The 24,152-nt window shown below is 62.9% G+C and carries 20 protein-coding genes; 16 read left to right on the plus strand and 4 right to left on the minus strand.

From position 1 onward, the window contains the following. Window positions 1-44: 44 nt before the first annotated feature. Entirely contained in the window at window positions 45-1,427 is a 1,383-nt protein-coding gene (locus tag IAE36_RS03260) for an amino acid permease (RefSeq protein ID WP_060481459.1), read from the minus strand. 300 nt (window positions 1,428-1,727) lie between these two features. Between IAE36_RS03260 and IAE36_RS03265 the strand changes: the two genes are divergently transcribed. Continuing rightward, on the plus strand, window positions 1,728-2,978 hold the full coding sequence (locus IAE36_RS03265) for a 2-aminoadipate transaminase (protein ID WP_201210190.1): 1,251 nt from the start codon (window positions 1,728-1,730) through the stop codon (window positions 2,976-2,978). A gap of 3 nt (window positions 2,979-2,981) precedes the next feature. On the opposite strand, the gene IAE36_RS03270 is transcribed toward IAE36_RS03265, so the two are convergent. After that, window positions 2,982-3,284: a hypothetical protein gene (locus IAE36_RS03270; protein ID WP_201210191.1), complete on the minus strand. Its 303-nt coding sequence runs from the start codon at window positions 3,282-3,284 to the stop codon at window positions 2,982-2,984. Window positions 3,285-3,467: 183 nt separating this feature from the next. Between IAE36_RS03270 and IAE36_RS03275 the strand changes: the two genes are divergently transcribed. Continuing rightward, complete coding sequence (locus IAE36_RS03275) at window positions 3,468-3,893, plus strand: hypothetical protein (RefSeq protein ID WP_201210192.1); 426 nt, start codon at window positions 3,468-3,470, stop codon at window positions 3,891-3,893. Between the two features lie 73 nt (window positions 3,894-3,966). Then, window positions 3,967-6,078: an elongation factor G gene (gene fusA, locus IAE36_RS03280; RefSeq protein ID WP_201210193.1), complete on the plus strand. Its 2,112-nt coding sequence runs from the start codon at window positions 3,967-3,969 to the stop codon at window positions 6,076-6,078. Between the two features lie 36 nt (window positions 6,079-6,114). Here fusA and IAE36_RS03285 read toward each other — a convergent pair whose 3' ends face one another. Beyond that, entirely contained in the window at window positions 6,115-7,557 is a 1,443-nt protein-coding gene (locus tag IAE36_RS03285; protein WP_201210195.1) for a SulP family inorganic anion transporter, read from the minus strand. A gap of 112 nt (window positions 7,558-7,669) precedes the next feature. After that, window positions 7,670-8,833, minus strand: a complete 1,164-nt coding sequence (locus tag IAE36_RS03290) for a hypothetical protein (protein ID WP_201210196.1) — start codon at window positions 8,831-8,833, stop codon at window positions 7,670-7,672. 141 nt (window positions 8,834-8,974) lie between these two features. On the opposite strand from IAE36_RS03290, the gene IAE36_RS03295 reads away from it, so the two are divergent. The 13 genes from IAE36_RS03295 to nuoL all read left to right on the plus strand — a co-directional run bounded on the left by IAE36_RS03295 (window position 8,975) and on the right by nuoL (window position 24,140). Beyond that, entirely contained in the window at window positions 8,975-9,709 is a 735-nt protein-coding gene (locus tag IAE36_RS03295) for a secretin N-terminal domain-containing protein (protein ID WP_201210197.1), read from the plus strand. Window positions 9,710-10,199: 490 nt separating this feature from the next. Beyond that, entirely contained in the window at window positions 10,200-11,525 is a 1,326-nt protein-coding gene (gene aceA, locus IAE36_RS03300) for an isocitrate lyase (RefSeq protein ID WP_201210198.1), read from the plus strand. Window positions 11,526-12,235: 710 nt separating this feature from the next. Next, window positions 12,236-12,649: an NADH-quinone oxidoreductase subunit A gene (locus IAE36_RS03305; protein ID WP_003251427.1), complete on the plus strand. Its 414-nt coding sequence runs from the start codon at window positions 12,236-12,238 to the stop codon at window positions 12,647-12,649. Window positions 12,650-12,658: 9 nt separating this feature from the next. Then, window positions 12,659-13,336 (plus strand): NuoB/complex I 20 kDa subunit family protein, encoded by a 678-nt coding sequence (locus IAE36_RS03310; RefSeq protein ID WP_008096180.1) that lies wholly within the window; start codon window positions 12,659-12,661, stop codon window positions 13,334-13,336. 79 nt (window positions 13,337-13,415) lie between these two features. Further along, complete coding sequence (gene nuoC / locus IAE36_RS03315; protein WP_201210199.1) at window positions 13,416-15,197, plus strand: NADH-quinone oxidoreductase subunit C/D; 1,782 nt, start codon at window positions 13,416-13,418, stop codon at window positions 15,195-15,197. Window positions 15,198-15,199: 2 nt separating this feature from the next. After that, window positions 15,200-15,697, plus strand: a complete 498-nt coding sequence (gene nuoE, locus IAE36_RS03320; RefSeq protein ID WP_028632278.1) for an NADH-quinone oxidoreductase subunit NuoE — start codon at window positions 15,200-15,202, stop codon at window positions 15,695-15,697. Further along, on the plus strand, window positions 15,694-17,058 hold the full coding sequence (gene nuoF / locus IAE36_RS03325; RefSeq protein WP_201162940.1) for an NADH-quinone oxidoreductase subunit NuoF: 1,365 nt from the start codon (window positions 15,694-15,696) through the stop codon (window positions 17,056-17,058). The genes nuoE and nuoF overlap by 4 nt, the downstream gene beginning before the upstream one ends. A gap of 130 nt (window positions 17,059-17,188) precedes the next feature. After that, window positions 17,189-19,903: an NADH-quinone oxidoreductase subunit NuoG gene (gene nuoG, locus IAE36_RS03330; protein ID WP_201210200.1), complete on the plus strand. Its 2,715-nt coding sequence runs from the start codon at window positions 17,189-17,191 to the stop codon at window positions 19,901-19,903. Then, complete coding sequence (gene nuoH / locus IAE36_RS03335) at window positions 19,900-20,907, plus strand: NADH-quinone oxidoreductase subunit NuoH (RefSeq protein ID WP_028632275.1); 1,008 nt, start codon at window positions 19,900-19,902, stop codon at window positions 20,905-20,907. Before nuoG ends, nuoH begins: the two co-directional genes overlap by 4 nt. A gap of 11 nt (window positions 20,908-20,918) precedes the next feature. Continuing rightward, window positions 20,919-21,467, plus strand: coding sequence for an NADH-quinone oxidoreductase subunit NuoI (nuoI, locus tag IAE36_RS03340; protein ID WP_016488223.1), 549 nt, complete (start codon window positions 20,919-20,921; stop codon window positions 21,465-21,467). Between the two features lie 10 nt (window positions 21,468-21,477). Continuing rightward, complete coding sequence (nuoJ, locus tag IAE36_RS03345; RefSeq protein ID WP_028632274.1) at window positions 21,478-21,978, plus strand: NADH-quinone oxidoreductase subunit J; 501 nt, start codon at window positions 21,478-21,480, stop codon at window positions 21,976-21,978. A 3-nt stretch (window positions 21,979-21,981) separates the two neighbouring features. Next, the gene (gene nuoK / locus IAE36_RS03350; RefSeq protein ID WP_003251446.1) at window positions 21,982-22,290 is read left to right on the plus strand and encodes an NADH-quinone oxidoreductase subunit NuoK; all 309 of its coding nucleotides are present in this window, start codon (window positions 21,982-21,984) and stop codon (window positions 22,288-22,290) included. Continuing rightward, window positions 22,287-24,140, plus strand: coding sequence for an NADH-quinone oxidoreductase subunit L (nuoL, locus tag IAE36_RS03355; protein ID WP_028632273.1), 1,854 nt, complete (start codon window positions 22,287-22,289; stop codon window positions 24,138-24,140). Before nuoK ends, nuoL begins: the two co-directional genes overlap by 4 nt. The last annotated feature ends 12 nt before the right edge of the window (window positions 24,141-24,152 follow it).

Below are 24,152 nucleotides of genomic sequence, written 5' to 3' on the forward strand. Positions count from 1 at the left end.
TTGTTGGAATGGGGGCGCGCAACGCCCCCATTAAAGCAGAAGCCTCAAGCCGTTTGGGCAAGCTGCGCGCCGCGCCGCTGGGTCAGCGACACCAGCAGAATGAACGCCGTCACCGCTGCCGTCATCAGCGTCTCGTAGCGGTAGGCGTCGCTGAACAGCATGTACCCCAGCACCATGACGATGGTGCCGATCACCAGCCAGGTCAGCCAGGGGAACAGCCACATCTTCAGCTCCAGCGGCCGCCCTTCCCGTTCGGCGCGGGCCCGCATGCGCAACTGCGACACGGCGATCACCAGGTACACCAGCAAGGCGATCGCACCGGTGGTAGACAGCAGGAAGCCGAACACCTTGCCCGGGAACACATAGTTGACCAGGCACCCAGCGAAGCCGGCCAGGGTAGAGAACACCACCGCCACGGTCGGCACGCCGGAGCCGGCGATGCGCCGGGTAACGCTGAGCGCCTGGCCGCGGGCACCCAGCGAATAGAGCATGCGCGAGGCGGTATACAGGCCGGAGTTCATGCAACTGGTCACGGCCACCAACACCACCACATCCACCAGCAGCTTGGCACCGGGCACATTCAACACCTCCAGTGCCCGCTGGAACGAACCCACCGCCTTCAGGCCGGGGTCGTTCCAGGCCACCAGCGACACCACCAGGAAGATCGATGCCAGGTAGAAGATGGCGATGCGGTACACCACCAGGTTGGTGGCACGGCGGATCTTATCCTTGGGGTTGGCCGTTTCGTCTGCCGCAATGGTGACGATTTCGGCACCGAAGAACGAGAAGATGGTAATCAGCACACCGCCCAGCACAGTGCCGAAACCGTTGGGCATGAAGCCGCCCTGGTCCCACAGGCGGCTGACCCCGGACACCTGCGCCAGCGGCCAGAAGCCGGTGACGGCCAGGGTACACACCACGATGAAGGCGATGATCGCCACCACCTTCACCAGCGCGAACCAGTACTCGAAGGCCCCGAAGTTCTTGACGCTGACCAGGTTGGTGCCCGATAGCACCAGCATGATCACGAAAGCGAACAGCCAGGACGGCACCTGCGGGAAGTACGCATGCAAGATATCGGCGCCGGCAATGGCCTCCACCGGAATGATCAGCACCCAGAACCACCAGTACAGCCAACCGATGGTAAAACCGGCCCACGGCCCGATGGCTTCGCTGGCGTACGTGGAGAACGAGCCACTGGTGGGGTTGGCAATGGCCATTTCCCCAAGCATGCGCATCACCAGCAGCACCAGCAGGCCGGTCATGGCATAGGAGATGAGAATCGCGGGGCCTGCCGTGGCAATCGCGTTGGACGAGCCAATGAACAGGCCGGCGCCGATGATGCCGGCGATCGAGATCATCGACACCTGGCGGGACGTAAGGCCATGTTGCAGTGAACGCTGTTTCTTATTGTTTGGGGAAGCCATGAGAACCCTCTACTGGATCGGCCATGCTTTTGATGGATCCGGGCCAGTATTCAACCTGCGACGGGGGGCAACAAACGACCTTTTAGAAGTATGTGATTCCACCAGGGAATGATATGGATGCCCATGCCCTCATCACCGGCTAACAGAACCTCACTGCATCGAAGAAGCCTGGCGCTCAGTTTGCCCTTCAGCTTAATTTTGCAGGAATACACGGAATGACCCCAATCGAATAATTCGTTTGCGCGGCTGCCGGCCAAAAGGCTTGGATAAGCACCTGACCGACCACAGGTGCCCGTACCCATGCTCCAGGAAAGTATCAGCCAGTCCATTGCCATCGTTCACCCCATCACCCTTTCCCATGGCCGCAACGCCGAAGTGTGGGGCACCGACGGCAAGCGCTACATCGACTTCGTCGGCGGCATCGGCGTGCTCAACCTGGGCCATTGCAACCCAGCGGTGGTGCAGGCCATCCAGGCACAGGCCGCCCAGCTGACCCACTACGCATTCAACGCCGCCCCGCACGGCCCCTACCTGGCGTTGATGGAGCGCTTGAGCCAGTTCGTGCCGGTCAGCTACCCGGTGGCAGGCATGCTGACCAACAGCGGTGCCGAAGCGGCGGAAAACGCCCTGAAGGTAGCCCGCGCGGCCACCGGCAAGCGCGCGGTCATTGCGTTCGACGGCGGGTTCCACGGCCGCACCCTGGCCACCCTGAACCTCAATGGCAAGGTGGCGCCCTACAAGCAGCGGGTTGGTGAATTACCGGGCCCGGTGTACCACCTGCCCTACCCCAGCGCCGACACCGGTGTTAGCTGTGACCAGGCGCTGGCGGCCATGGAGCGCTTGTTCAGTGTGGAGCTGGCCGTAGAAGACGTGGCCGCATTCATTTTCGAACCGGTACAGGGGGAAGGCGGGTTCCTGGCCATGGACCCTGGGTTTGCCCAGGCGCTGCGCCGCTTCTGTGATAGCCACGGCATTCTGCTGATCGTTGACGAGATCCAGTCCGGGTTTGGCCGCACCGGCCAGCGCTTCGGCTTTACCCGGCTGGGCATCGAGCCCGACCTCGTGTTGCTGGCCAAGAGCATCGCAGGCGGCATGCCGCTGGGGGCGCTGGTTGGCCGGCAGGCGCTGCTGGCCGCGCTGCCCAAGGGGGGCCTGGGCGGCACCTACTCCGGCAACCCGATCGCCTGTGCGGCAGCGCTGGCCAGCCTGGCGCAAATGACCGACGCCAACATCGCGACCTGGGGTGAGCACCAGGCCCAGGCCATTGCGCAGCGGTTCGAGCAATGGAAGGCCAGCGGGCTGTGCCCGGCGCTTGGCCGGCTGACCGGCGTGGGGGCCATGCGTGGCATCGAGCTGGTGGACGCCGAGGGCAAGCCCGCGCCCGCCCAACTGGCCAAGGTGCTGGAAACGGCGCGGGCCAAGGGGCTGCTGCTGATGCCCAGCGGCAAGGCCCGGCACATCATCCGCCTGCTGGCACCGCTGACCATCGAGGCCGAGGTGCTCGAAGAAGGCCTGGATATCCTCGAGCAGTGCCTGGCGGCGTTGAACTGAGGCTTACAGGCCCAGCTCTTCAGGGGTGAGCATGTCGGACTCGAACGCGATCCAGCCACCTTCGAGTTCGGCGTGACCATTCACGATCGGGCCGTAGTAAGTCAGGCCGTTCTCCAGGGTGACGCAGATGTGCGTGGCTGGCTTCTCCGGGGCAGCGAGGGTGCCTACGAAATGCACCTTCTTCAAGGTTTCGGTCACTGCCTCCAGGCCCACGCGCATGGCCGTATTTTCTGACGCTTCGGCGTCGCCGCCACGGTCTTCGGCGCTGATGGTGACGGTGGCGGTGTACGGGTACTTGCTGCTCAAACGGGTTACCTCAGGGGGTGGGTAGGGTTGTAGGGGCGTAGAGTACGGCAGGTGGTTGGGGTTGTCTCTAATGACCTGATCACGGGGCCAGCTACCTTGCAGCCAGCCCTGCAAAAGATGATCTGCCTGCCCCGATCTGTTAGGGTGCCCGCCGATGCACGCCACACCACACGAGGATACCGAGTGAGCGCCGAAGAACCCCTGATCGCCGACCTGTTCGATGTGGACAAACGCCTGTCCCTCAAGCCCGTGGTGGATTTCAACAGCTACCTGCGCAATGCCTTCGGCGAAGGGCCGTGCCGCTGCCACCGCTGCACCGAAGGCCAGGACCAGGCCGGCTACAGCCTTGCGCACAACTTTACCTTCGACAACCGCCAATGGCACCGGCGCTTCGCCAGCACCTGCGCCAGCGACGTGGCCCAGGTACTGAAAAAGGCCTGGCTGTCGTACACCAAGGCTGACCTGGGCCTGTTCGGCACGCTGGACCTGACCACCGTCAAAACCTTCACCGAGGCCAGCCTGCACCCACGCCTGCTGGCCCTGTTGCCCGCCAGTGGCCTGGCCCGCGAAGTGGACGGCCAGTGGCAGTTGCAGGCCCCGGCCGACTGACAGCCAGGCGGTACGGCAGGATCCCCCGCGTCTGCTAACGTGGGGGGATCCGCCTCTGCGCAGGTAACCTGTCATGGCCCGCACAACTCCCATCGAGCTGTACCGCAACATTGGCATCGTTGCCCACGTGGATGCCGGCAAAACCACCACCACCGAGCGAATCCTGTTCTACACCGGGGTCAACCACAAGATGGGCGAGGTGCATGACGGCGCCGCGACCATGGACTGGATGGCCCAGGAGCAAGAGCGCGGCATCACCATCACTTCAGCCGCCACCACGGCGTTCTGGCAGGGCTCGGCCAAGCAGTTCGCCCACAAGTACCGCTTCAATATCATCGACACCCCCGGCCACGTCGACTTCACCATCGAGGTGGAGCGTTCGCTGCGCGTGCTCGACGGCGCGGTGGTGGTGTTCAGCGGCGCCGACGGGGTAGAGCCGCAGTCCGAAACGGTGTGGCGGCAGGCCAACAAGTACCATGTGCCGCGCCTGGCCTACATCAACAAGATGGACCGCCAGGGCGCCGACTTTCTGCGGGTGGTCAAGCAGATCGACCAGCGTCTGGGCCATCACCCGGTGCCCATTCAGCTGGCCATTGGCAGCGAAGAACACTTTATGGGCCAGATCGACCTGGTGAAGATGAAAGCCATCTACTGGAACGACGCCGACCAGGGCACCAGCTACCGCGAAGAGGACATTCCCGCTGAGCTGCAGGCGCTGGCTGATGAGTGGCGTGCGCACCTGGTGGAGGCTGCTGCCGAAGCCGACGACGCACTCACCCTGAAGTTTCTGGAAGGCGAGGCGCTGACGACCGACGAAATCAAGGCCGGCCTGCGCAAACGCACCCTGAACAACGAAATCGTGCCCACCGTGCTGGGCTCATCGTTCAAGAACAAGGGGGTGCCGCTGATGCTCGACGCGGTGATCGACTACCTCCCTGCCCCCTCCGAGATCCCGGCTATCCGTGGCACCCACCCGGACGACGACACCAAGCACCTGGAGCGCCACGCCGACGACAACGAGCCGTTCTCGGCCCTGGCGTTCAAGATTGCCACCGACCCCTTCGTCGGTACGCTGACCTTTGCCCGGGTCTATTCCGGCGTGCTCAGCTCTGGCAATGCCGTGCTCAACTCGGTCAAGGGCAAAAAGGAGCGCATTGGCCGCATGGTGCAGATGCACGCCAACCAGCGCGCAGAAATCAAGGACGTGTGCGCCGGTGACATTGCCGCGCTGATCGGCATGAAGGACGTGACCACCGGCGATACCCTGTGCGACCTGGACAAGCCCATTGTGCTGGAACGCATGGATTTCCCCGACCCGGTGATTTCCGTGGCGGTGGAACCCAAGACCAAGGCCGACCAGGAAAAAATGGGCATCGCCCTGGGCAAGCTGGCCCAGGAGGACCCGTCGTTTCGCGTACGCACCGATGAGGAAACCGGCCAGACCATCATCTCCGGCATGGGCGAGCTGCACCTGGACATCATCGTCGACCGCATGCGCCGCGAGTTCAACGTGGAGGCCAACATCGGCAAGCCGCAGGTGGCGTACCGCGAAAAAATTCGCAACACCTGCGAGATTGAAGGCCGCTTCGTTCGCCAGTCGGGTGGCCGTGGCCAGTATGGCCATTGCTGGATTCGCTTTGCGCCGGGTGACGAAGGCACCGAGGGGCTAACGTTCATCAACGAGATTGTGGGCGGCGTGGTGCCCAGGGAATACATCCCGGCCATTCAGAAAGGCATCGAAGAACAGATGAAGAACGGCGTGCTGGCCGGCTACCCGCTCATCAACCTGAAGGCTGCGGTGTATGACGGCTCGTATCACGACGTGGACTCCAACGAGATGGCCTACAAGATCGCCGCCTCCATGGCCACCAAGCAACTGGCACAACACGGCGGCGCGGTATTGCTGGAGCCGGTGATGAAGGTAGAGGTGGTCACCCCCGAGGAGTACCAGGGGGACATCCTGGGTGACCTCAGCAGGCGCCGGGGCATTATCCAGGATGGCGATGAAACGCCGGCCGGCAAGGTCATCCGCGCGGAAGTGCCGCTGGGCGAGATGTTCGGCTACGCCACGTCGATGCGCTCGATGAGCCAGGGCCGGGCGAGCTTCTCCATGGAGTTCACCCGCTATGCCGAGGCACCGGCCAGCATCGCCGACACCCTCGTCAAGAAGAACCGCGGCGGGTAGGGGCGGTTTTAGCTGTAAACAGCCGGGCCTGAACCGTTAATGCTGCTCCCCTGCCCGCTTCAACAGCTTCTTGCACCGCTCAGACAGGTGCACCACCCGCAAATGCTTGCCGGCCTTTGCATAGCGCTCACGCAGGGTTTTCAGGGCGGCAATGGCTGAGTAGTCGACAAAGCTCAGGTGCTGGCAGTCCAGCGTGACCTGGGCGGGGTCGTTGGGCGTGTCGAACTGGTTGAGAAACGACGTGGTGGAGGCAAAGAACAGCGTGCCATGCACCTGGTAACGCTTGCCGCCTTCCCCGTCATCATGGCTGTCGGCATACAACTCTCGGGCATGCTGCCAGGCAAAGTTCAGCGCCGCGACGATGATGCCGAACAGCACAGCCATGGCCAGGTCGGTCAGCACCGTGACGATGGTCACCGCAATGATTGCCAGCACGTCGCTGGCCGGCACTTTGTGCAACACCCGCAGCGATGCCCAGGCAAACGTCTGCTGGGCCACCACGAACATCACGCCCACCAGCGCGGCCAGCGGAATACGCTCGATCAGTGGCGACAGGAACAACACGAACAGCAGAATCATCACCCCAGCGACCACCCCCGACAAACGGCCACGGCCACCGGAACTGAGGTTGATCACGGTTTGCCCGATCATCGCGCAGCCGCCCATGCCGCCGCACAGGCCAGACACCATGTTCGCCGCGCCCAACGCCACGCACTCGCGGTCGGGGTAGCCGCGGCTCTCGGTGATTTCATCGGTAAGGTTCAGGGTAAGCAGGGTTTCCAGCAGGCCGACCATGGCCATCAGCACCGCATAAGGGGCAATGATGCGCAGCGTTTCCAGGTTCCAGGGCACATCTGGCAGCGCCAGCGGCGGCAGGCCACCGGCAATGTGCGCCATGTCACCCAGGGTGCGGGTGGGCAGGTCGAGCAGGTACACCAACAGGCCCACGCCGAGGATCGCCACCAGCGCCGGGGGCACCGTGCGGGTCAGCTTGGGCAGCCCGTAGACCACCAGCATGGTCAGGCCCACCAGCCCGGCCATCAGGTACAACGGCGTGCCCATCAACCATTGCTCACCTTGCTTGAAGTGCTCCAGCTGGGCCATGGCGATAACGATGGCCAGGCCGTTGACGAAGCCCAGCATCACCGGGTAAGGCACCAGGCGCACCAGTTTGCCCAGGCGCAACACACCGAACAGGATCATCACCACACCGCCCAGCAATACCGTTGCCAGCAGGTATTGGGCGCCGTGCTGCACCACCAGCGCCACGATCACCACGGCCATCGAGCCCGCAGCACCGGAGATCATCCCTGGCCGGCCACCGAACAGCGCAGTCAGGGTGCAGATGATGAACGCGCCGTACAGGCCCATCAGCGGGTTGAGGTGGGCCACCAGGGCAAAGGCGATGCACTCAGGCACCAGCGCAAACGAAGTCGTCAGGCCGGCCAGCAGGTCGGCACGTAGGTTGGCAGGTTTCATGAGCATCCTGTGTTGCGGCCCGCGAAGGGCAGTGAAAAAGCAGGGGCGCGATGTTACGGAATTTGTCTGACAGCGGCCACCGTTCATCATCAGCGGCCTGCCCAGGTGACACCTACGCCAAACTGCCTTTCACCAACCACTCGGCCATGGAAGCATCTTCCAGCGCGTACTCGCCACGGTTGGCCTTCCACACCAGTTCCTTTTCGCGCAGCGCGTCCAGGGCTTTTTGTACGTTCGGCGTGCTGGCGTTAGGTTCCGCCTGCTGGCGCTCAAGGGTGCGGTTTACGTCGGCCAGGGTCTGCTCGCTGAACGGCGTGAACGGCTGGCCGGCCAGCGCCCGCCCAGCCATCACCGCCAACACCGCCTGCTGCAGCGGCGACAGGTCGTTCCAGGCACTTTCGTAGTCGCTCCACACGCCGGCTTGGTGGTTCAGCGCACCTGTACGCAACAGCGCCCCCAGGTTACCCGCCGCGCCGAGCCCCACACTTACCTCAGCCAGCAGCTTGCCGAGCATTTCTGGCCGCCGCCCTACCCGCTCGAAGGCATCCTCCAGGTCATCGGCCTTGAACTGGTTGCTGTCTGCCAGCCGGCTGTTCCACACATGGGTGATGAACTCGACAAAATCACGCCCCAGCAAGGGGAACGGGGTAATGCTGGCGCCGTAGAACGGCTGTTTGCTCTTGAGCACCAGGTTGGCCAGCTTGTCGCGACTGGAACCTGTGAATACCAGGCGCAAGCCGTCTGGCCGGTCACCCCGGTTAAGCTGGTCGCGTGCAGCCTTCAGGGCAAACATGGCATTCAGCCCGCCTGCGCTGTTGAGTGCATGCTGGGCTTCGTCGATGATCAGGATGACCATTTGGCCAGCCACCTGGTGCAGCACGGCCAGTGCCTGTGCCAGGGTCGTGCCGGCAGGCAGTTGCGGTCGGGTAAAGTCCCAGCTCAAGGTACGCAGCAGGTTGATCTTGTCGATGCCGGCCTTCTTCGCCGTTTTGGCCAGCGTGCCCTCGAAGCGGGCCAGTGCCGTGCCGATGGCCCCGCTGATGAGTTCGGCCGGGTCCGTATCGCGGTCCGACCACAAGTCGACGTACACCGGCAACCAGCCACGCTGCACGCACGCCGGCACAAGGTCGTTGTTGAGGAAGGTGCTCTTGCCGGTGCGCCTGGGCGCGGCCAGGAACATACCCGAGCTGTAATCCACCAGTGATTCACCGGCAAGGTCGCGCACCAGGGTCTCTGCCAGCGCGGTACGGCGGAAGATGGGGCGGGACGGGCTCATAGGTTTATCCTTGATTATCTAGCGAACTATATTTTATAGCTTAACGGATAAATATAGATAATAGGGCCTGGATCACTCAGGCTCAGCCACAGTGCTTTAGATTTGCCAACATGCCTATTCCACCATGCGGGGATCAACGCCATGCCGCTACGCCCTCTTGCCTTCGGCCTGCTGCTCATTGCCAGCTTTGCTGCCCACGCTGCCACCGAGGTACTGCCACTGCAACACCGCAGCAGCGCCGAACTGCTGCCTACCGCCAAGGCATTCATCGGCGGGGATGGAACGGTGACCGCCTTCGAGAACAAGCTGGTAGTGAACGCCAGCACGCAGCGCATCGATGATTTGCGCACCTTGTTGCAGCAGCTGGACACCGCCCCGAAACGCCTGCTCATCAGCGTGGACAACGACGACAGCAACTACCAGGATGACCGCGGCAACGGCCAGGTCATCCGCCACAGCACGCAGAACCGCGAAGGGGGCGTGCAACAAATCCAGGCCAGCGAGGGGCAACCGGCACTGATTCAACTGGGCCAGAGCATTCCTATTACCCAGGTGGGCACCGATGACTACGGGCGCCTGCGCAGTGATACCCAATACCGCAATGTAACCCAAGGCTTTTACGTAACCCCAAGCCTGAGCGGCGACACCGTCAGGCTGCAAATAAGCACCAATCATGACCGAATGAGTAGCGAACGTGCAGATGTAGTGAAAGTACAGAGCACCGACACGACCATCACCGGCAAGCTCGGCGAGTGGTTGCCCCTGGCAGGGTACAACCCGCAAAGCATCGCAGGGCGTAGCGATTCAAGCCGCACTTACGGCACGCAGCGGGGGGATAGCATGACGCTGCGGGTGAAAGTGGAGCTTCTTGAGTGAATCCAGGCCACTCAAGGGCTCGACCAACGGCCTTGAAACTGACTGACGAGTCGTATTAGACCAAAGATGTAGTAGACCTAAAAAAGCACTACAAAACGTTTGACAGGCTCTTTTTACCAAGGGCATGATGGCCTCGCTCCCGCTAATCAGGGGCCCTGAACGGGGCCTTCGAGGTGCACTCCGCTCACCCCAGGGGTAACCTCGCGTCCACACGGCCCACAAGGCGGTTCGACAGGATTGCGACTGCAACGAAGAAGTTGTCCCGAGGGACGGAAGCGCATCACCGCAGTACTGGCAACCGCAGCGCTGGGCAGCAAGGCAACCACGAGCCGACCTGCCGAAGCACATGTTTGCCTGGCCTGCATACCCTTCCCCTTCGCGCCTTCACCTTCGTCGTCGCACGCCTGCATACAGGACAACCGCCTGGCCCCTGACCGGCCCCGAGCATCAGCACAATTACCCCAAGATCGATGCGACGAGGTTTATTTCCATGGCACTGACACGCGAACAGCAAATTGCAGCCCTCGAAAAAGACTGGGCCGAGAACCCGCGCTGGAAAGGCGTGACCCGTACCTACACCGCCGCCGATGTCGTTCGCCTGCGTGGCTCCCTGCAGCCGGAGCACACGCTGGCGCGCCAGGGTGCCGAAAAACTGTGGAAGCTGGTCACCCAAGGTGCCCACCCGTCCTTCCGCCCAGAAAAAGACTTCGTCAACTGCATGGGCGCCCTCACCGGTGGCCAGGCCGTGCAGCAGGTAAAAGCCGGCATCCAGGCCATCTACCTGTCGGGCTGGCAGGTTGCTGCCGACAACAACTCGGCCGAGTCGATGTACCCCGACCAGTCGCTGTACCCGGTTGACTCGGTGCCCACCGTGGTCAAGCGCATCAACAACTCGTTCCGCCGCGCCGACCAGATCCAGTGGAAGGCCGGCAAGAACCCGGGTGACGATGGCTACATCGACTACTTCGCGCCGATCGTTGCCGACGCCGAAGCCGGCTTTGGCGGCGTGCTGAACGCCTACGAGCTGATGAAGAACATGATCGAGGCAGGCGCTGCCGGCGTGCACTTCGAAGACCAACTGGCCTCGGTGAAAAAATGCGGCCACATGGGTGGCAAGGTACTGGTGCCTACCCAGGAAGCTGTTCAGAAGCTGGTGGCTGCGCGCCTGGCTGCCGACGTGTCGGGTGTGCCCACCATCATCCTGGCCCGCACCGACGCCAACGCTGCTGACTTGCTGACCAGTGACTGCGACCCGTACGACCAGCCTTTTGTCATTGGCGAGCGTACCCGTGAAGGCTTCTACAAGGTGCGCGCCGGCCTTGACCAGGCCATCGCCCGCGGCCTGGCCTACGCGCCGTATGCCGACCTGATCTGGTGCGAAACCGCCAAGCCAGACCTGGACGAAGCCCGCCGCTTCGCCGAAGCGATCAAGAAGGAGTACCCGGACCAGATCCTGTCGTACAACTGCTCGCCTTCCTTCAACTGGAAGAAAAACCTGGACGACGCGACCATCGCCAAGTTCCAGCGCGAGCTGTCGGCCATGGGCTACAAGCACCAGTTCATCACCCTGGCGGGTATCCACAACATGTGGCACGGCATGTTCAACCTGGCGCATGACTACGCCCGTAACGACATGACCGCCTACGTGAAGCTGCAGGAGCAGGAATTCGCTGACGCCAGCAAGGGCTACACCTTCGTGGCGCACCAGCAGGAAGTGGGCACCGGCTACTTCGATGACATGACCACCGTGATCCAGGGTGGGGCGTCGTCGGTGACGGCGCTGACCGGCTCTACCGAGGAAGAGCAGTTCCACTGATAGTGGGTTGCGGTTGAATGAAGGCCCGGGGCTTGCGAAAGCCCCGGGCCTTTTTTGCATGGCGCCGAATAGCCGTTGTTTGCGCAGATGTGGCCGGTTTGAGTTGTGCGGCGGCGCGCAGATCGCGATGCGCCGCGCGGGCGGCGCTCGCTCTCACAAGCGCCACACCTCTTCCGCCAAGCACATGCCAGCCACACCCCAACAGCCACACCCCAACAGCCATCCCCGGCAAAACCCAGGATCAGGTCTATGCTTGAGACAACACAACCTGACCCCTCAACCGACAAACCATTGACCTGGCGCGCTACCCGCCCGGTCAAAAACTGCTAGAACACGCGCTTTTCGCATTTGCAAGTAGAGGAATCGCCAGATGAACTTTACACGGTGCAGAACAGCCAGATTACATAGCACCAAGTCAAATGATATTAATTATCATTCCGATATTTGTAATTCGTTACCACTCGCAAGAAACATAATTAACAAAACCGCGCGCAATCCACGAATCTCAAGGCTTTCAGCCAGTTACAAAGGTGTTTTGTACTAAATCCTACGAATAAATTTGCCACAGAAATTTTACTTGCACCGGGTTTACCCATAAAATCAGCGCGATTGATTCAGCTGCGACATTTGGTCACTGCGTCTGCGACACCAGGTCGCCGTACTACTTAATTCAGACTGCAGAGCTGGGTCTCTGTATAAGGAACTCAAGCATGTCCGATTCGGCAGGACTCATCGCCCACAACTGGGGCTTTGCCATCTTCCTTTTGGGTGTCGTCGGCCTGTGTGCCTTCATGCTCGGCCTGTCCAGCCTGCTCGGTAGCAAGGCCTGGGGCCGCGCCAAGAACGAACCCTTCGAATCCGGCATGCTGCCCGTTGGCAGCGCCCGCCTGCGCCTGTCCGCCAAATTCTATCTGGTCGCGATGCTGTTCGTGATCTTCGATATCGAAGCCCTCTTTCTCTTTGCATGGTCTGTGTCCGTCCGCGAAAGCGGCTGGACCGGGTTCGTCGAAGCACTCGTTTTCATAGCAATTCTGTTGGCAGGTCTTGTCTACCTATGGCGCGTCGGAGCTCTTGATTGGGCTCCCGAAGGGCGCCGCAAGCGGCAAGCGAAGCTGAAACAATGAGGCTTTGGCATGCAATACAATCTCACCAGAATCGATCCGGATGCGCCCAACGAGCAGTACCCGGTCGGTGAACGGGAAACCGTCACCGATCAACTGCTGGAGGACCAGGTCCACAAGAACATCTACATGGGGAAACTCGAAGATGTGCTGCGTGGTGCGGTCAACTGGGGCCGCAAGAACTCCCTGTGGCCGTACAACTTCGGCCTGTCCTGCTGCTACGTGGAAATGACCACGGCCTTCACGGCACCCCACGACATCGCCCGCTTCGGCGCCGAAGTCATCCGGGCCTCGCCGCGTCAGGCCGACTTCATGGTCATCGCCGGTACCTGCTTCGTGAAGATGGCGCCGATCATCCAGCGCCTGTACGAGCAGATGCTCGAACCCAAGTGGGTCATCTCCATGGGTTCGTGCGCCAACTCCGGCGGCATGTATGACATCTACTCGGTCGTTCAGGGGGTCGACAAGTTCCTCCCCGTGGATGTCTACGTGCCTGGCTGCCCGCCACGCCCTGAGGCGTTCCTGCAGGGCCTGATGCTGCTGCAGGAGTCGATCGGCCAGGAACGACGCCCGCTTTCCTGGGTAGTGGGTGATCAAGGCATTTACCGTGCCGAGATGCCCGCCCAGAAAGACCTGCGTCGTGAGCAGCGCATTGCCGTCACCAACCTGCGCAGCCCCGACGAAGTCTGATCCAGCGACCTGCCGCCCGCTCCTCAAGGAGCCGGCGGCCTGGCTTCATTCTTAACGCTGACCCAAAGCGACCGAGACCATGACAGCGGACAACGCTATTTTCATTCCGCCCTACAAGGCAGACGACCAGGATGTGGTCGTCGAATTGCACAACCGTTTTGGCGCCGAAGCATTCGTCGCCCAGGAAACCCGCACCGGCATGCCCGTGCTGTGGGTCAAGCGCGCCCAGCTCAAAGAGGTGCTCAGCTTCCTGCGCGGTGTCGCCAAACCGTACAGCATGCTCTACGACCTGCACGGCGTCGACGAACGCCTGCGTACCCAGCGCCGCGGCTTGCCGGCGGCCGATTTCAGCGTGTTCTACCACCTGTTGTCGGTCGAGCGTAACAGCGACGTGATGATCAAAGTGTCGCTGAGCGAAGGTGACCTGAACCTACCTTCGGTCACCAGCATCTGGCCGAACGCCAACTGGTACGAGCGCGAAGTGTGGGACATGTTCGGCATCGACTTTGCCGGCCACCCGCACCTGAGCCGCATCATGATGCCGCCCACCTGGGAAGGTCACCCGCTGCGCAAGGACTACCCTGCCCGCGCCACCGAGTTCGACCCCTACAGCCTGACCCTGGCCAAGCAGCAACTCGAAGAAGAGTCGGCACGCTTTAACCCAGAGGCCTGGGGCATGAAGCGCCAGGGCGCCAACGAGGACTACATGTTCCTCAACCTGGGCCCCAACCACCCTTCGGCCCACGGTGCCTTCCGCATCGTGCTGCAGCTGGACGGTGAAGAGATCGTCGACTGCGTACCGGATATCGGCTACCACCACCGTGGTGCCGAAAAAATGGCCGAGCGCCAGTCCTGGCACAGCTTCATCCCCTACACCGACCGCATCGACTACCTGGGCGGGGTGATGAACAACCTGCCCTACGTACTGGCGGTCGAGAAGCTGGCCGGCATCCAGGTGCCGCAGAAGGTCGATGTGATCCGCATCATGCTGGCCGAGTTCTTCCGTATCACCAGCCACCTGCTGTTCCTGGGTACCTACATCCAGGACGTGGGCGCCATGACCCCGGTGTTCTTCACCTTCACCGACCGCCAGCGCGCCTACACCGTGATCGAGGCGATCACCGGTTTCCGCCTGCACCCGGCCTGGTACCGCATCGGTGGCGTAGCCCACGACCTGCCGCGCGGCTGGGACAAACTGGTTAAGGACTTCGTCGAATGGCTGCCCAAGCGCCTGGACGAGTACACCAAGGCGGCCCTGCAAAACAGCATTCTCAAGGGCCGTACCATCGGCGTCGCTGCCTACAACACCCAGGAAGCCCTGGCGTGGGGCACCACCGGTGCCGGCCTGCGTTCCACCGGTTGCGACTTCGACCTGCGCAAAGCCCGCCCGTACTCCGGCTACGAGAACTTCGAGTTCGAAGTACCGCTGGCCCACAACGGCGACGCCTACGATCGTTGCATGGTCCGCGTGGAAGAAATGCGCCAGAGTATCCGCATCATCGACCAGTGCCTGCGCAACATGCCGGAAGGCCCGTACAAGGCGGACCACCCGCTGACCACGCCGCCGCCCAAAGAGCGCACCCTGCAGCACATCGAAACCTTGATTACCCACTTCCTGCAAGTCTCGTGGGGCCCGGTGATGCCGGCCAACGAGTCGTTCCAGATGATCGAGGCGACCAAGGGCATCAACAGTTACTACCTGACGAGCGACGGCGGCACCATGAGCTACCGCACCCGCATCCGGACGCCGAGCTACCCGCACCTGCAGCAGATCCCTTCGGTGATCAAGGGCAGCATGGTCGCCGACCTCATTGCGTACCTGGGCAGTATCGACTTCGTTATGGCTGACGTGGACCGCTAAGCATGAACAGCACGCTTATCCAAACCGACCGTTTCGCCCTGAGCGAAACCGAGCGCTCGGCCATCGAGCACGAAATGCACCACTACGAGGACCCGCGTGCGGCGTCCATCGAAGCCTTGAAGATCGTGCAAAAGGCGCGTGGCTGGGTGCCGGATGGCGCCATCCACGCCATCGGCGAAGTGCTGGGCATCCCGGCCAGCGACGTGGAAGGTGTGGCCACCTTCTATAGCCAGATCTTCCGCCAGCCCGTTGGCCGCCACATCATCCGCGTGTGCGACAGCATGGTCTGCTACATCGGCGGCCATGAATCGGTCGTCAGCCAGATCCAGAGCGAGCTGGGCATCGGCCTGGGCCAGACCACCGCCGACGGGCGCTTCACCCTGCTGCCGGTGTGCTGCCTGGGCAACTGCGACAAGGCCCCGGCCCTGATGATCGACGACGACACCTTTGGCGACGTGCAGCCTGCCGGTGTCACCAAGCTGCTGGAGGGTTACGTATGACCATTACTTCCTTCGGCCCGGCCAACCGCATTGCGCGTTCGGCCGAAACCCATCCTTTGACCTGGCGCCTGCGTGAAGACGGCGAACCGGTCTGGCTGGCCGAGTACGAGTCCAAGAACGGCTACGCCGGTGCCCGCAAGGCCTTGGCGCAGATGTCGCAGGACGACATCGTGCAGGCAGTCAAGGACTCCGGCCTCAAGGGCCGGGGTGGTGCTGGCTTCCCAACGGGCGTCAAGTGGGGCCTGATGCCCAAAGACGAATCCATGAACATCCGCTACCTGCTGTGCAACGCGGACGAAATGGAACCCAACACCTGGAAGGACCGCATGCTGATGGAGCAACAGCCCCATCTGCTGATCGAAGGCATGCTGATCAGTGCACGGGCCCTGAAGGCCTACCGCGGCTATATCTTCCTGCGTGGCGAATACACCACCGCCGCCAAGAACCTCAACCGCGCCATCGATGAAGCCAAGGCCGCCGGCCTGCTGGGCAAGAACGTGCTGGGCAGCGGTTTTGACTTCGAGCTGTTCGTGCACACCGGTGCCGGGCGCTACATCTGCGGCGAAGAAACCGCACTGATCAACTCGCTGGAAGGCCGCCGCGCCAACCCGCGCTCCAAGCCGCCCTTCCCTGCCGCCGTGGGTGTGTGGGGCAAGCCGACCTGCGTGAACAACGTCGAGACCCTGTGCAACGTGCCGGCCATCGTCGCCAACGGCAACGACTGGTACAAGGCGCTGGCCCGTGAAGGCAGCGAGGACCACGGTACCAAGCTGATGGGCTTCTCCGGCAAGGTGAAAAACCCGGGCCTGTGGGAACTGCCATTCGGCGTGACTGCCCGCGAGCTGTTCGAGGACTACGCCGGTGGCATGCGCGACGGCTTCACGCTCAAGTGCTGGCAGCCTGGCGGCGCCGGGACCGGCTTCCTGTTGCCCGAGCACCTCGACGCACAGATGTACGCCGGTGGCATCGCCAAGGTGGGTACCCGCATGGGTACGGGCCTGGCCATGGCCGTGGACGACAGCGTCAGCATGGTTTCGCTGCTGCGCAACATGGAGGAGTTCTTCGCCCGCGAGTCGTGCGGCTGGTGCACCCCATGCCGTGATGGCCTGCCATGGAGCGTGAAGATGCTGCGCGCCCTGGAAAAAGGCCAGGGTCGCGCCGAAGACATCGAGACGCTGCTGGGCCTGGTCAACTTCCTCGGCCCAGGCCGTACCTTCTGTGCTCACGCACCGGGTGCCGTCGAGCCCTTGGGCAGTGCCATCAAATACTTCCGGTCCGAGTTCGAGGCCGGTGTCGCGCCAGCAAGCGCTGCCGACACCCTGCGCCCGAACCTGGCCCAACCGATTACGGTTGGCGCATAACAAGATGAAACGCGGGTGGTCCGTGCCACCCGCCGGCCTTGCAGGCGCGCGCAGGTTTGACGCGAGCCGCAGGCCCACCGATTTCCATTAGCCACGCCCGCTCACGCGGGCCAACGAAGAACTTTGAACAATGGCCACTATCCACGTAGACGGCAAAGCGCTCGAAGTCAATGGTGCAGACAACCTGTTACAGGCCTGTCTGTCGCTCGGCCTCGACATCCCCTATTTCTGCTGGCACCCGGCGCTTGGTAGCGTTGGCGCTTGCCGGCAGTGCGCGGTCAAGCAGTACACCGACGAAAACGACACCCGTGGTCGTATCGTAATGTCCTGCATGACCCCTGCCTCCGACGGCACCTGGATCTCCATCGAAGACGAAGAGTCCAAGGCGTTCCGCGCCAGCGTCGTCGAATGGCTGATGACCAACCACCCGCACGACTGCCCGGTGTGCGAGGAAGGCGGTCACTGCCACCTGCAGGACATGACGGTAATGACCGGCCACAACGAGCGCCGCTACCGTTTCACCAAGCGTACCCACCAGAACCAGGACCTCGGCCCGTTCATCGCCCACGAGATGAACCGCTGCATCGCCTGCTATCGCTGCGTGCGCTACTACAAGGACTATGCCGGTGGTACCGACCTGGGCGTGTACGGCGCTCACGACAACGTGTACTTCGGCCGGGTCGAAGACGGCGTGCTGGAAAGCGAGTTCTCCGGCAACCTGACCGAGGTCTGCCCGACTGGCGTATTCACCGACAAGACCCACTCGGAGCGCTACAACCGCAAGTGGGACATGCAGTTCGCCCCGAGCATCTGCCATGGCTGCTCCAGCGGCTGCAACATCAGCCCCGGTGAGCGCTATGGCGAACTGCGCCGTATCGAGAACCGTTTCAACGGCTCGGTCAACCAGTACTTCCTGTGCGACCGCGGCCGCTTCGGCTACGGCTACGTCAACCGCACCGACCGCCCCCGTCAGCCGCTGCTGGCCGACGGCACCAAGTTGGGCCTGGATGCTGCATTGGACAAGGCCGCCGACCTGCTGCGTGGCCGTACCATCGTTGGCATCGGCTCGCCACGCGCCAGCCTCGAAAGCAACTACGGCCTGCGTGAGCTGGTGGGCGCCGAGTACTTCTACTCGGGTATGGAGGCCGGCGAGCTGGCCCGCGTACGCCTGGCGCTGAGCGTGCTGAACAACAGCCCGTTGCCGGTACCGACCCTGCGCGACATCGAAGACCATGACGCCGTGTTCGTGCTGGGTGAAGACCTCACTCAAACCGCCGCGCGCCTGGCCCTGTCGGTGCGCCAGGCCACAAAAGGCAAGGCCGAGGCCATGGCCGAGGCGATGAAAGTACAGCCTTGGCTGGACGCCGCCGTGAAGAACATCGGCCAGCACGCGCTGTACCCGCTGTTCATCGCATCCCTGGCTGAAACCAAGCTGGACGACGTGGCCGAAGAATGCGTACACGCCGCGCCAGCCGACCTGGCCCGCATCGGCTTTGCCGTGGCCAACGCCATCGACCCAAGCGCCCCGGCCGTTGCTGGCCTTGACAGCGAAGCCCAAGCCTTGGCGCAGCGCATCGCCGACGCACTCGTGGCTGCCAAGCGCCCACTGGTGGTCGCCGGTACCTCGCTGGCCGACCCGGCGTTGATCGAAGCGGCTGCCAACATCGCCAAGGCGCTGAAGCTGCGCGAGAAAAACGGCTCCCTGAGCCTGGTGGTGCCCGAGGCCAACAGCCTGGGCATGGCCATGCTCGGGGGCGAGTCGGTAGACGCTGCACTGGATGCAGTGATTGCCGGCAAGGCTGACGCCATCGTGGTGCTGGAAAACGACCTGTACGCCCGCGTACCGGCTGCCAAGGTCGATGCTGCCCTGGCTGCGGCCAAGGTGGTGATCGTGGCCGACCACACCAGAACCGCCACCGTCGAGCGCGCCCACCTGGTGCTGCCGGCTGCATCGTTTGCCGAAGGCGACGGTACCCTGGTGAGCCAGGAAGGCCGTGCGCAGCGCTTCTTCCAGGTGTTCGACCCGCAATACCTGGACAGCAGCATCCAGGTTCACGAAGGCTGGCGCTGGATGCACGCCCTGCGTGCCACCCTGCTGAACAAGCCCGTGGACTGGACCCAGCTGGACCACGTGACCAGCGCCTGCGCCGAAGCCGCCCCGCAACTGGCCGGCATCGTCAACGCTGCGCCAAGCGCCGCGTTCCGCATCAAGGGCATGAAGCTGGCCCGCGAACCGCTGCGTTATTCGGGCCGTACCGCCATGCGCGCCAACATCAGCGTGCACGAACCGCGTACCCCGCAAGACAAGGACACCGCATTCGCGTTCTCGATGGAAGGCTACTCGGGCTCTGCCGAACCGCGCCAGCAAGTGCCGTTCGCCTGGTCGCCGGGCTGGAACTCCCCGCAGGCGTGGAACAAGTTCCAGGACGAGGTCGGTGGCCACCTGCGTGCCGGTGACCCGGGCGTGCGCCTGATCGAATCCCAGGGCGATGGCCTGAACTGGTTCACTGCCATTCCGGGCGCCTTCAACCCGGCCCGTGGCAACTGGACAGCCGTGCCGTTCTTCCACCTGTTCGGCAGCGAAGAAAACTCGTCGCGCGCCGAACCGGTGCAAGCGCGCATCCCGGCTGCCTACGTGGCACTGGCCAAGTCCGAAGCGGACCGCCTGGGTGTCAACGAAGGCGCCCTGCTGAGCCTGAACGTGGCTGGCGTGGCCCTGCGCCTGCCGCTGCGTATCAATGAACAACTGGGCGCAGGCCTGGTGGCATTGCCCAAAGGCCTGGCCGGCATCCCGCCTGCCATCTTCGGGGCAACCGTCGACGGCCTGCAGGAGGCAGCACAATGAGCTGGTTCACCCCGGAAGTAATCGATGTGATCCTCAGCGTCTTGCGCGCCATCGTGGTGCTGCTGGCGGTGGTGGTGTGCGGCGCGCTGCTCAGCTTCGTCGAGCGCCGCCTGCTGGGCTGGTGGCAGGACCGTTACGGCCCGAACCGCGTCGGCCCCTTCGGCATGTTCCAGATCGCTGCCGACATGCTGAAGATGTTCTTCAAGGAAGACTGGAACCCACCCTTCGTCGACCGGGTGATCTTCACCCTGGCACCGGTGGTGGCCATGAGCGCCCTGCTGATCGCCTTCGTGGTCATCCCGATCACCCCGACCTGGGGCGTGGCCGACCTGAACATCGGCCTGCTGTTCTTCTTCGCCATGGCGGGCCTCTCGGTGTACGCCGTGCTGTTCGCCGGCTGGTCGTCGAACAACAAGTACGCCCTGCTGGGCAGCTTGCGGGCGTCGGCACAGACCGTCTCGTACGAGGTGTTCCTGGGCCTGGCGCTGATGGGCGTGGTGGTGCAGGTGGGCTCGTTCAACATGCGCGATATCGTCGAGTACCAGGCACAGAACCTGTGGTTCATCATTCCGCAGTTCTTCGGCTTCTGCACCTTCTTCATCGCTGGCGTCGCCGTGACTCACCGTCACCCGTTCGACCAGCCGGAAGCGGAACAGGAACTGGCCGACGGCTACCACATCGAGTATGCCGGCATGAAGTGGGGCATGTTCTTCGTCGGTGAGTACATCGGCATCATCCTCATCTCGGCGCTGCTGGTCACCCTGTTCTTCGGCGGCTGGCACGGCCCGTTCGGCATTCTGCCGCAACTGTCGTTCCTGTGGTTCGCGCTGAAGACCGCATTCTTCATCATGCTGTTCATCCTGCTGCGCGCCTCGATCCCGCGCCCACGCTATGACCAGGTGATGGACTTCAGCTGGAAGTTCTGCCTGCCGCTGACCCTGATCAATTTGCTGGTGACCGCTGCGATCGTGCTTTACAACACGCCAGCCGTCGCGGCCCAGTGAGGATTTGACCCATGTTCAAGTATATCGGCGACATCGTTAAGGGCACCGGCACCCAGCTGCGCAGCCTGGCAATGGTGTTCTCCCACGGGTTCCGCAAGCGCGACACCCTGCAGTACCCCGAAGAACCCGTGTACCTGCCGCCGCGCTACCGCGGCCGCATCGTGCTCACCCGCGACCCCGACGGCGAAGAGCGCTGCGTGGCGTGCAACCTGTGTGCGGTCGCCTGCCCGGTGGGCTGCATCTCGTTGCAGAAGGCCGAGACCGAGGATGGACGCTGGTACCCGGAGTTCTTCCGCATCAACTTCTCGCGCTGCATTTTCTGCGGCCTGTGCGAAGAGGCGTGCCCGACCACCGCAATCCAGCTCACTCCGGATTTCGAAATGGCCGAGTTCAAGCGTCAGGACCTGGTGTACGAGAAAGAAGATCTGCTGATCTCCGGCCCCGGCAAGAACCCTGACTACAACTTCTACCGTGTTGCGGGCATGGCGATCGCTGGCAAGCCGAAAGGCGCTGCGCAGAACGAAGCCGAGCCGATCAACGTGAAGAGCTTGCTCCCATAAGGACAGAAAGATGGAATTCGCTTTCTACTTCGCATCCGGGATCGCCGTGGTTTCCACCCTCCGGGTGGTCACTGGCACCAACCCCGTGCACGCCCTGCTCTACCTGATCATTTCGCTGATTTCCGTGGCGATGATCTTCTTCTCCCTTGGCGCGCCGTTCGCGGGCGCCCTGGAAGTGATCGCCTATGCCGGCGCCATCATGGTGCTGTTCGTGTTCGTGGTGATGATGCTCAACCTGGGGCCGGCCTCGGTAGCCCAGGAACGTGGCTGGCTCAAGCCGGGCATCTGGGCCGGGCCGGTGATTCTTGGCGCCCTGCTGCTGCTCGAGCTGCTGTATGTGCTGTTCGTCGCCCCAAGCGGCGCCGCCATCAGCGGCACCACCGTGGGCCCGAAGGCCGTTGGCATCAGCTTGTTCGGCCCCTACCTGCTGGTGGTCGAACTGGCGTCGATGCTGCTGCTGGCGGCAGCGGTCACCGCCTTCCACCTGGGCCGCAATGAGGCGAAGGAGTAAATCATGGGTGCTATCCCTCTCGAACATGGTCTGGCGGTCGCCGGCATCCTGTTCTGCTTAGGTCTGGTTGGCCTGATGGTCCGCCGCAACATCCTCTTCGTGCTCATGAGCCTGGAAGTGATGATGAACGCCTCTGCCCTGGCGTTCGTCGTCGCCGGCGCCCGCTGGGTGCAGCCTGACGGCCAGGTGATGTTCATTCTGGTGATCAGCCTGGCAGCCGCCGAGGCCAGCATCGGCCTGGCCATCCTGCTGCAGCTGTATCGCCGCTTCCACACTCTCGACATCGATGCTGCCAGTGAGATGCGCGGATGAACCTTCTCTTTCTGACTTTCGTCTTTCCCCTCATCGGCTTCCTGCTGCTGTCGTTCTCGCGCGGGAGGTTCTCGGAGAACCTGTCGGCCGTGATCGGCGTGGGTTCGGTAGGCCTGTCGGCGGCCACCGCCGCCTATGTCATCTGGCAATTCAACGTCGCCCCGCCTGAGGGTGGCGCCTATAGCCAGCTGCTGTGGCAGTGGATGTCGGTGGACGGCTTCGCGCCGAACTTCACCCTATACCTGGATGGCCTGTCGGTCACCATGCTGGGCGTGGTCACCGGTGTCGGCTTCCTGATCCACCTGTTCGCCTCCTGGTACATGCGCGGCGAAGCCGGTTATTCGCGCTTCTTCTCGTACACCAACCTGTTCATCGCCAGCATGCTGTTCCTGATCCTGGGCGATAACCTGCTGTTCATCTACTTCGGCTGGGAAGGCGTGGGCCTGTGCTCGTACCTGTTGATCGGTTTCTACTACAGCAACCGCAACAACGGTAATGCAGCGCTCAAGGCCTTCATCGTCACCCGTATCGGCGACGTGTTCATGGCCATCGGCCTGTTCATCCTGTTCGCCCAGCTGGGTACGCTGAATGTGCAGGAACTGCTGGTGCTGGCACCGCAGAAATTCCAGGCCGGTGACACCTGGATGGTGCTGGCAACGCTGATGCTGCTCGGTGGCGCGGTCGGTAAATCCGCCCAGCTGCCATTGCAAACTTGGCTGGCCGACGCCATGGCGGGCCCTACCCCGGTTTCGGCACTGATCCACGCCGCGACCATGGTAACCGCCGGCGTTTACCTGATTGCCCGCACCAACGGCCTGTTCCTGCTGGCGCCAGACATCCTGCACCTGGTAGGCGTGGTGGGCGGCGTGACCCTAGTGCTGGCCGGCTTCGCCGCGCTGGTGCAGACCGACATCAAGCGTATCCTCGCCTATTCGACCATGAGCCAAATTGGCTACATGTTCCTGGCCCTGGGCGTAGGTGCATGGGACGCCGCGATCTTCCACCTGATGACCCACGCGTTCTTCAAGGCCCTGCTGTTCCTGGCGTCCGGCGCGGTGATCGTTGCCTGCCACCACGAGCAGAACATCTTCAAGATGGGTGGCCTGTGGAAGAAACTGCCCCTGGCCTACGCCAGCTTCGTGGTTGGCGGCGCTGCGCTTGCGGCCCTGCCTATCGTGACCGTGGGCTTCTACTCCAAGGACGAGATCCTCTGGGAAGCCTTCGCCAGCGGTAACTCCGGGCTGCTGTACGCCGGCCTGGTGGGTGCGTTCATGACCTCGCTGTACACCTTCCGCCTGATCTTCATCGCCTTCCACGGCGAAGCCAAGACCGAAGCCCATGCGGGCCATGGCATCAGCCACTGGCTGCCACTGGGCGTGCTGATCGTGCTGTCGACCTTCGTCGGCGCCTGGATCACCCCGCCACTGGCTGATGTACTGCCGCAAAGCGCCGGCCATGCCGGCGGTGAAGCCAAGCACGCACTGGAGATCACTTCGGGCGCCATCGCCATTGCCGGTATCCTGCTGGCGGCGTTGCTGTTCCTGGGCAAGCGCAGCTTTGTCAGCGCAGTCGCCAACAGCAGCCTTGGCCGGGTGCTGTCGGCCTGGTGGTTCGCCGCCTGGGGCTTCGACTGGATCTACGACAAGCTGTTCGTCAAGCCTTACCTGCTGATCAGCCACCTCCTGCGCAAGGACCCGGTCGACCGTACCATCGGTTTGATCCCGCGCATGGCCCGCGGCGGCCACGTTGCCATGAGCAAGACCGAGACTGGCCAGCTGCGCTGGTACACCGCTTCCATCGCCGTAGGCGCAGTGCTGGTACTTGGCGCTGTGGTAGTGGCCGCGGTATGACCATGAACCTTG

Origin of the sequence: Pseudomonas sp. S36, assembly GCF_016647875.1 — a bacterium.
GTDB classification, from domain to species: Bacteria; Pseudomonadota; Gammaproteobacteria; order Pseudomonadales; family Pseudomonadaceae; genus Aquipseudomonas; species Aquipseudomonas parafulva.

Bases quoted from the DNA above. Each gene is read 5' to 3' on its own strand.
- nuoI (WP_016488223.1), top strand. From the start codon at position 20,919: ATGTTCAAGTATATCGGCGACATCGTTAAGGGCACCGGCACCCAGCTG.
- fusA (WP_201210193.1), top strand. From the start codon at position 3,967: ATGGCCCGCACAACTCCCATCGAGCTGTACCGCAACATTGGCATCGTT.
- nuoE (WP_028632278.1), top strand. From the start codon at position 15,200: ATGAACAGCACGCTTATCCAAACCGACCGTTTCGCCCTGAGCGAAACC.
- nuoF (WP_201162940.1), top strand. From the start codon at position 15,694: ATGACCATTACTTCCTTCGGCCCGGCCAACCGCATTGCGCGTTCGGCC.
- IAE36_RS03265 (WP_201210190.1), top strand. From the start codon at position 1,728: ATGCTCCAGGAAAGTATCAGCCAGTCCATTGCCATCGTTCACCCCATC.
- nuoJ (WP_028632274.1), top strand. From the start codon at position 21,478: ATGGAATTCGCTTTCTACTTCGCATCCGGGATCGCCGTGGTTTCCACC.
- IAE36_RS03295 (WP_201210197.1), top strand. From the start codon at position 8,975: ATGCCGCTACGCCCTCTTGCCTTCGGCCTGCTGCTCATTGCCAGCTTT.
- nuoH (WP_028632275.1), top strand. From the start codon at position 19,900: ATGAGCTGGTTCACCCCGGAAGTAATCGATGTGATCCTCAGCGTCTTG.
- aceA (WP_201210198.1), top strand. From the start codon at position 10,200: ATGGCACTGACACGCGAACAGCAAATTGCAGCCCTCGAAAAAGACTGG.
- nuoL (WP_028632273.1), top strand. From the start codon at position 22,287: ATGAACCTTCTCTTTCTGACTTTCGTCTTTCCCCTCATCGGCTTCCTG.
- nuoG (WP_201210200.1), top strand. From the start codon at position 17,189: ATGGCCACTATCCACGTAGACGGCAAAGCGCTCGAAGTCAATGGTGCA.
- IAE36_RS03310 (WP_008096180.1), top strand. From the start codon at position 12,659: ATGCAATACAATCTCACCAGAATCGATCCGGATGCGCCCAACGAGCAG.
- IAE36_RS03290 (WP_201210196.1), bottom strand. From the start codon at position 8,833: ATGAGCCCGTCCCGCCCCATCTTCCGCCGTACCGCGCTGGCAGAGACC.
- nuoC (WP_201210199.1), top strand. From the start codon at position 13,416: ATGACAGCGGACAACGCTATTTTCATTCCGCCCTACAAGGCAGACGAC.
- nuoK (WP_003251446.1), top strand. From the start codon at position 21,982: ATGGGTGCTATCCCTCTCGAACATGGTCTGGCGGTCGCCGGCATCCTG.
- IAE36_RS03260 (WP_060481459.1), bottom strand. From the start codon at position 1,427: ATGGCTTCCCCAAACAATAAGAAACAGCGTTCACTGCAACATGGCCTT.
- IAE36_RS03285 (WP_201210195.1), bottom strand. From the start codon at position 7,557: ATGAAACCTGCCAACCTACGTGCCGACCTGCTGGCCGGCCTGACGACT.
- IAE36_RS03305 (WP_003251427.1), top strand. From the start codon at position 12,236: ATGTCCGATTCGGCAGGACTCATCGCCCACAACTGGGGCTTTGCCATC.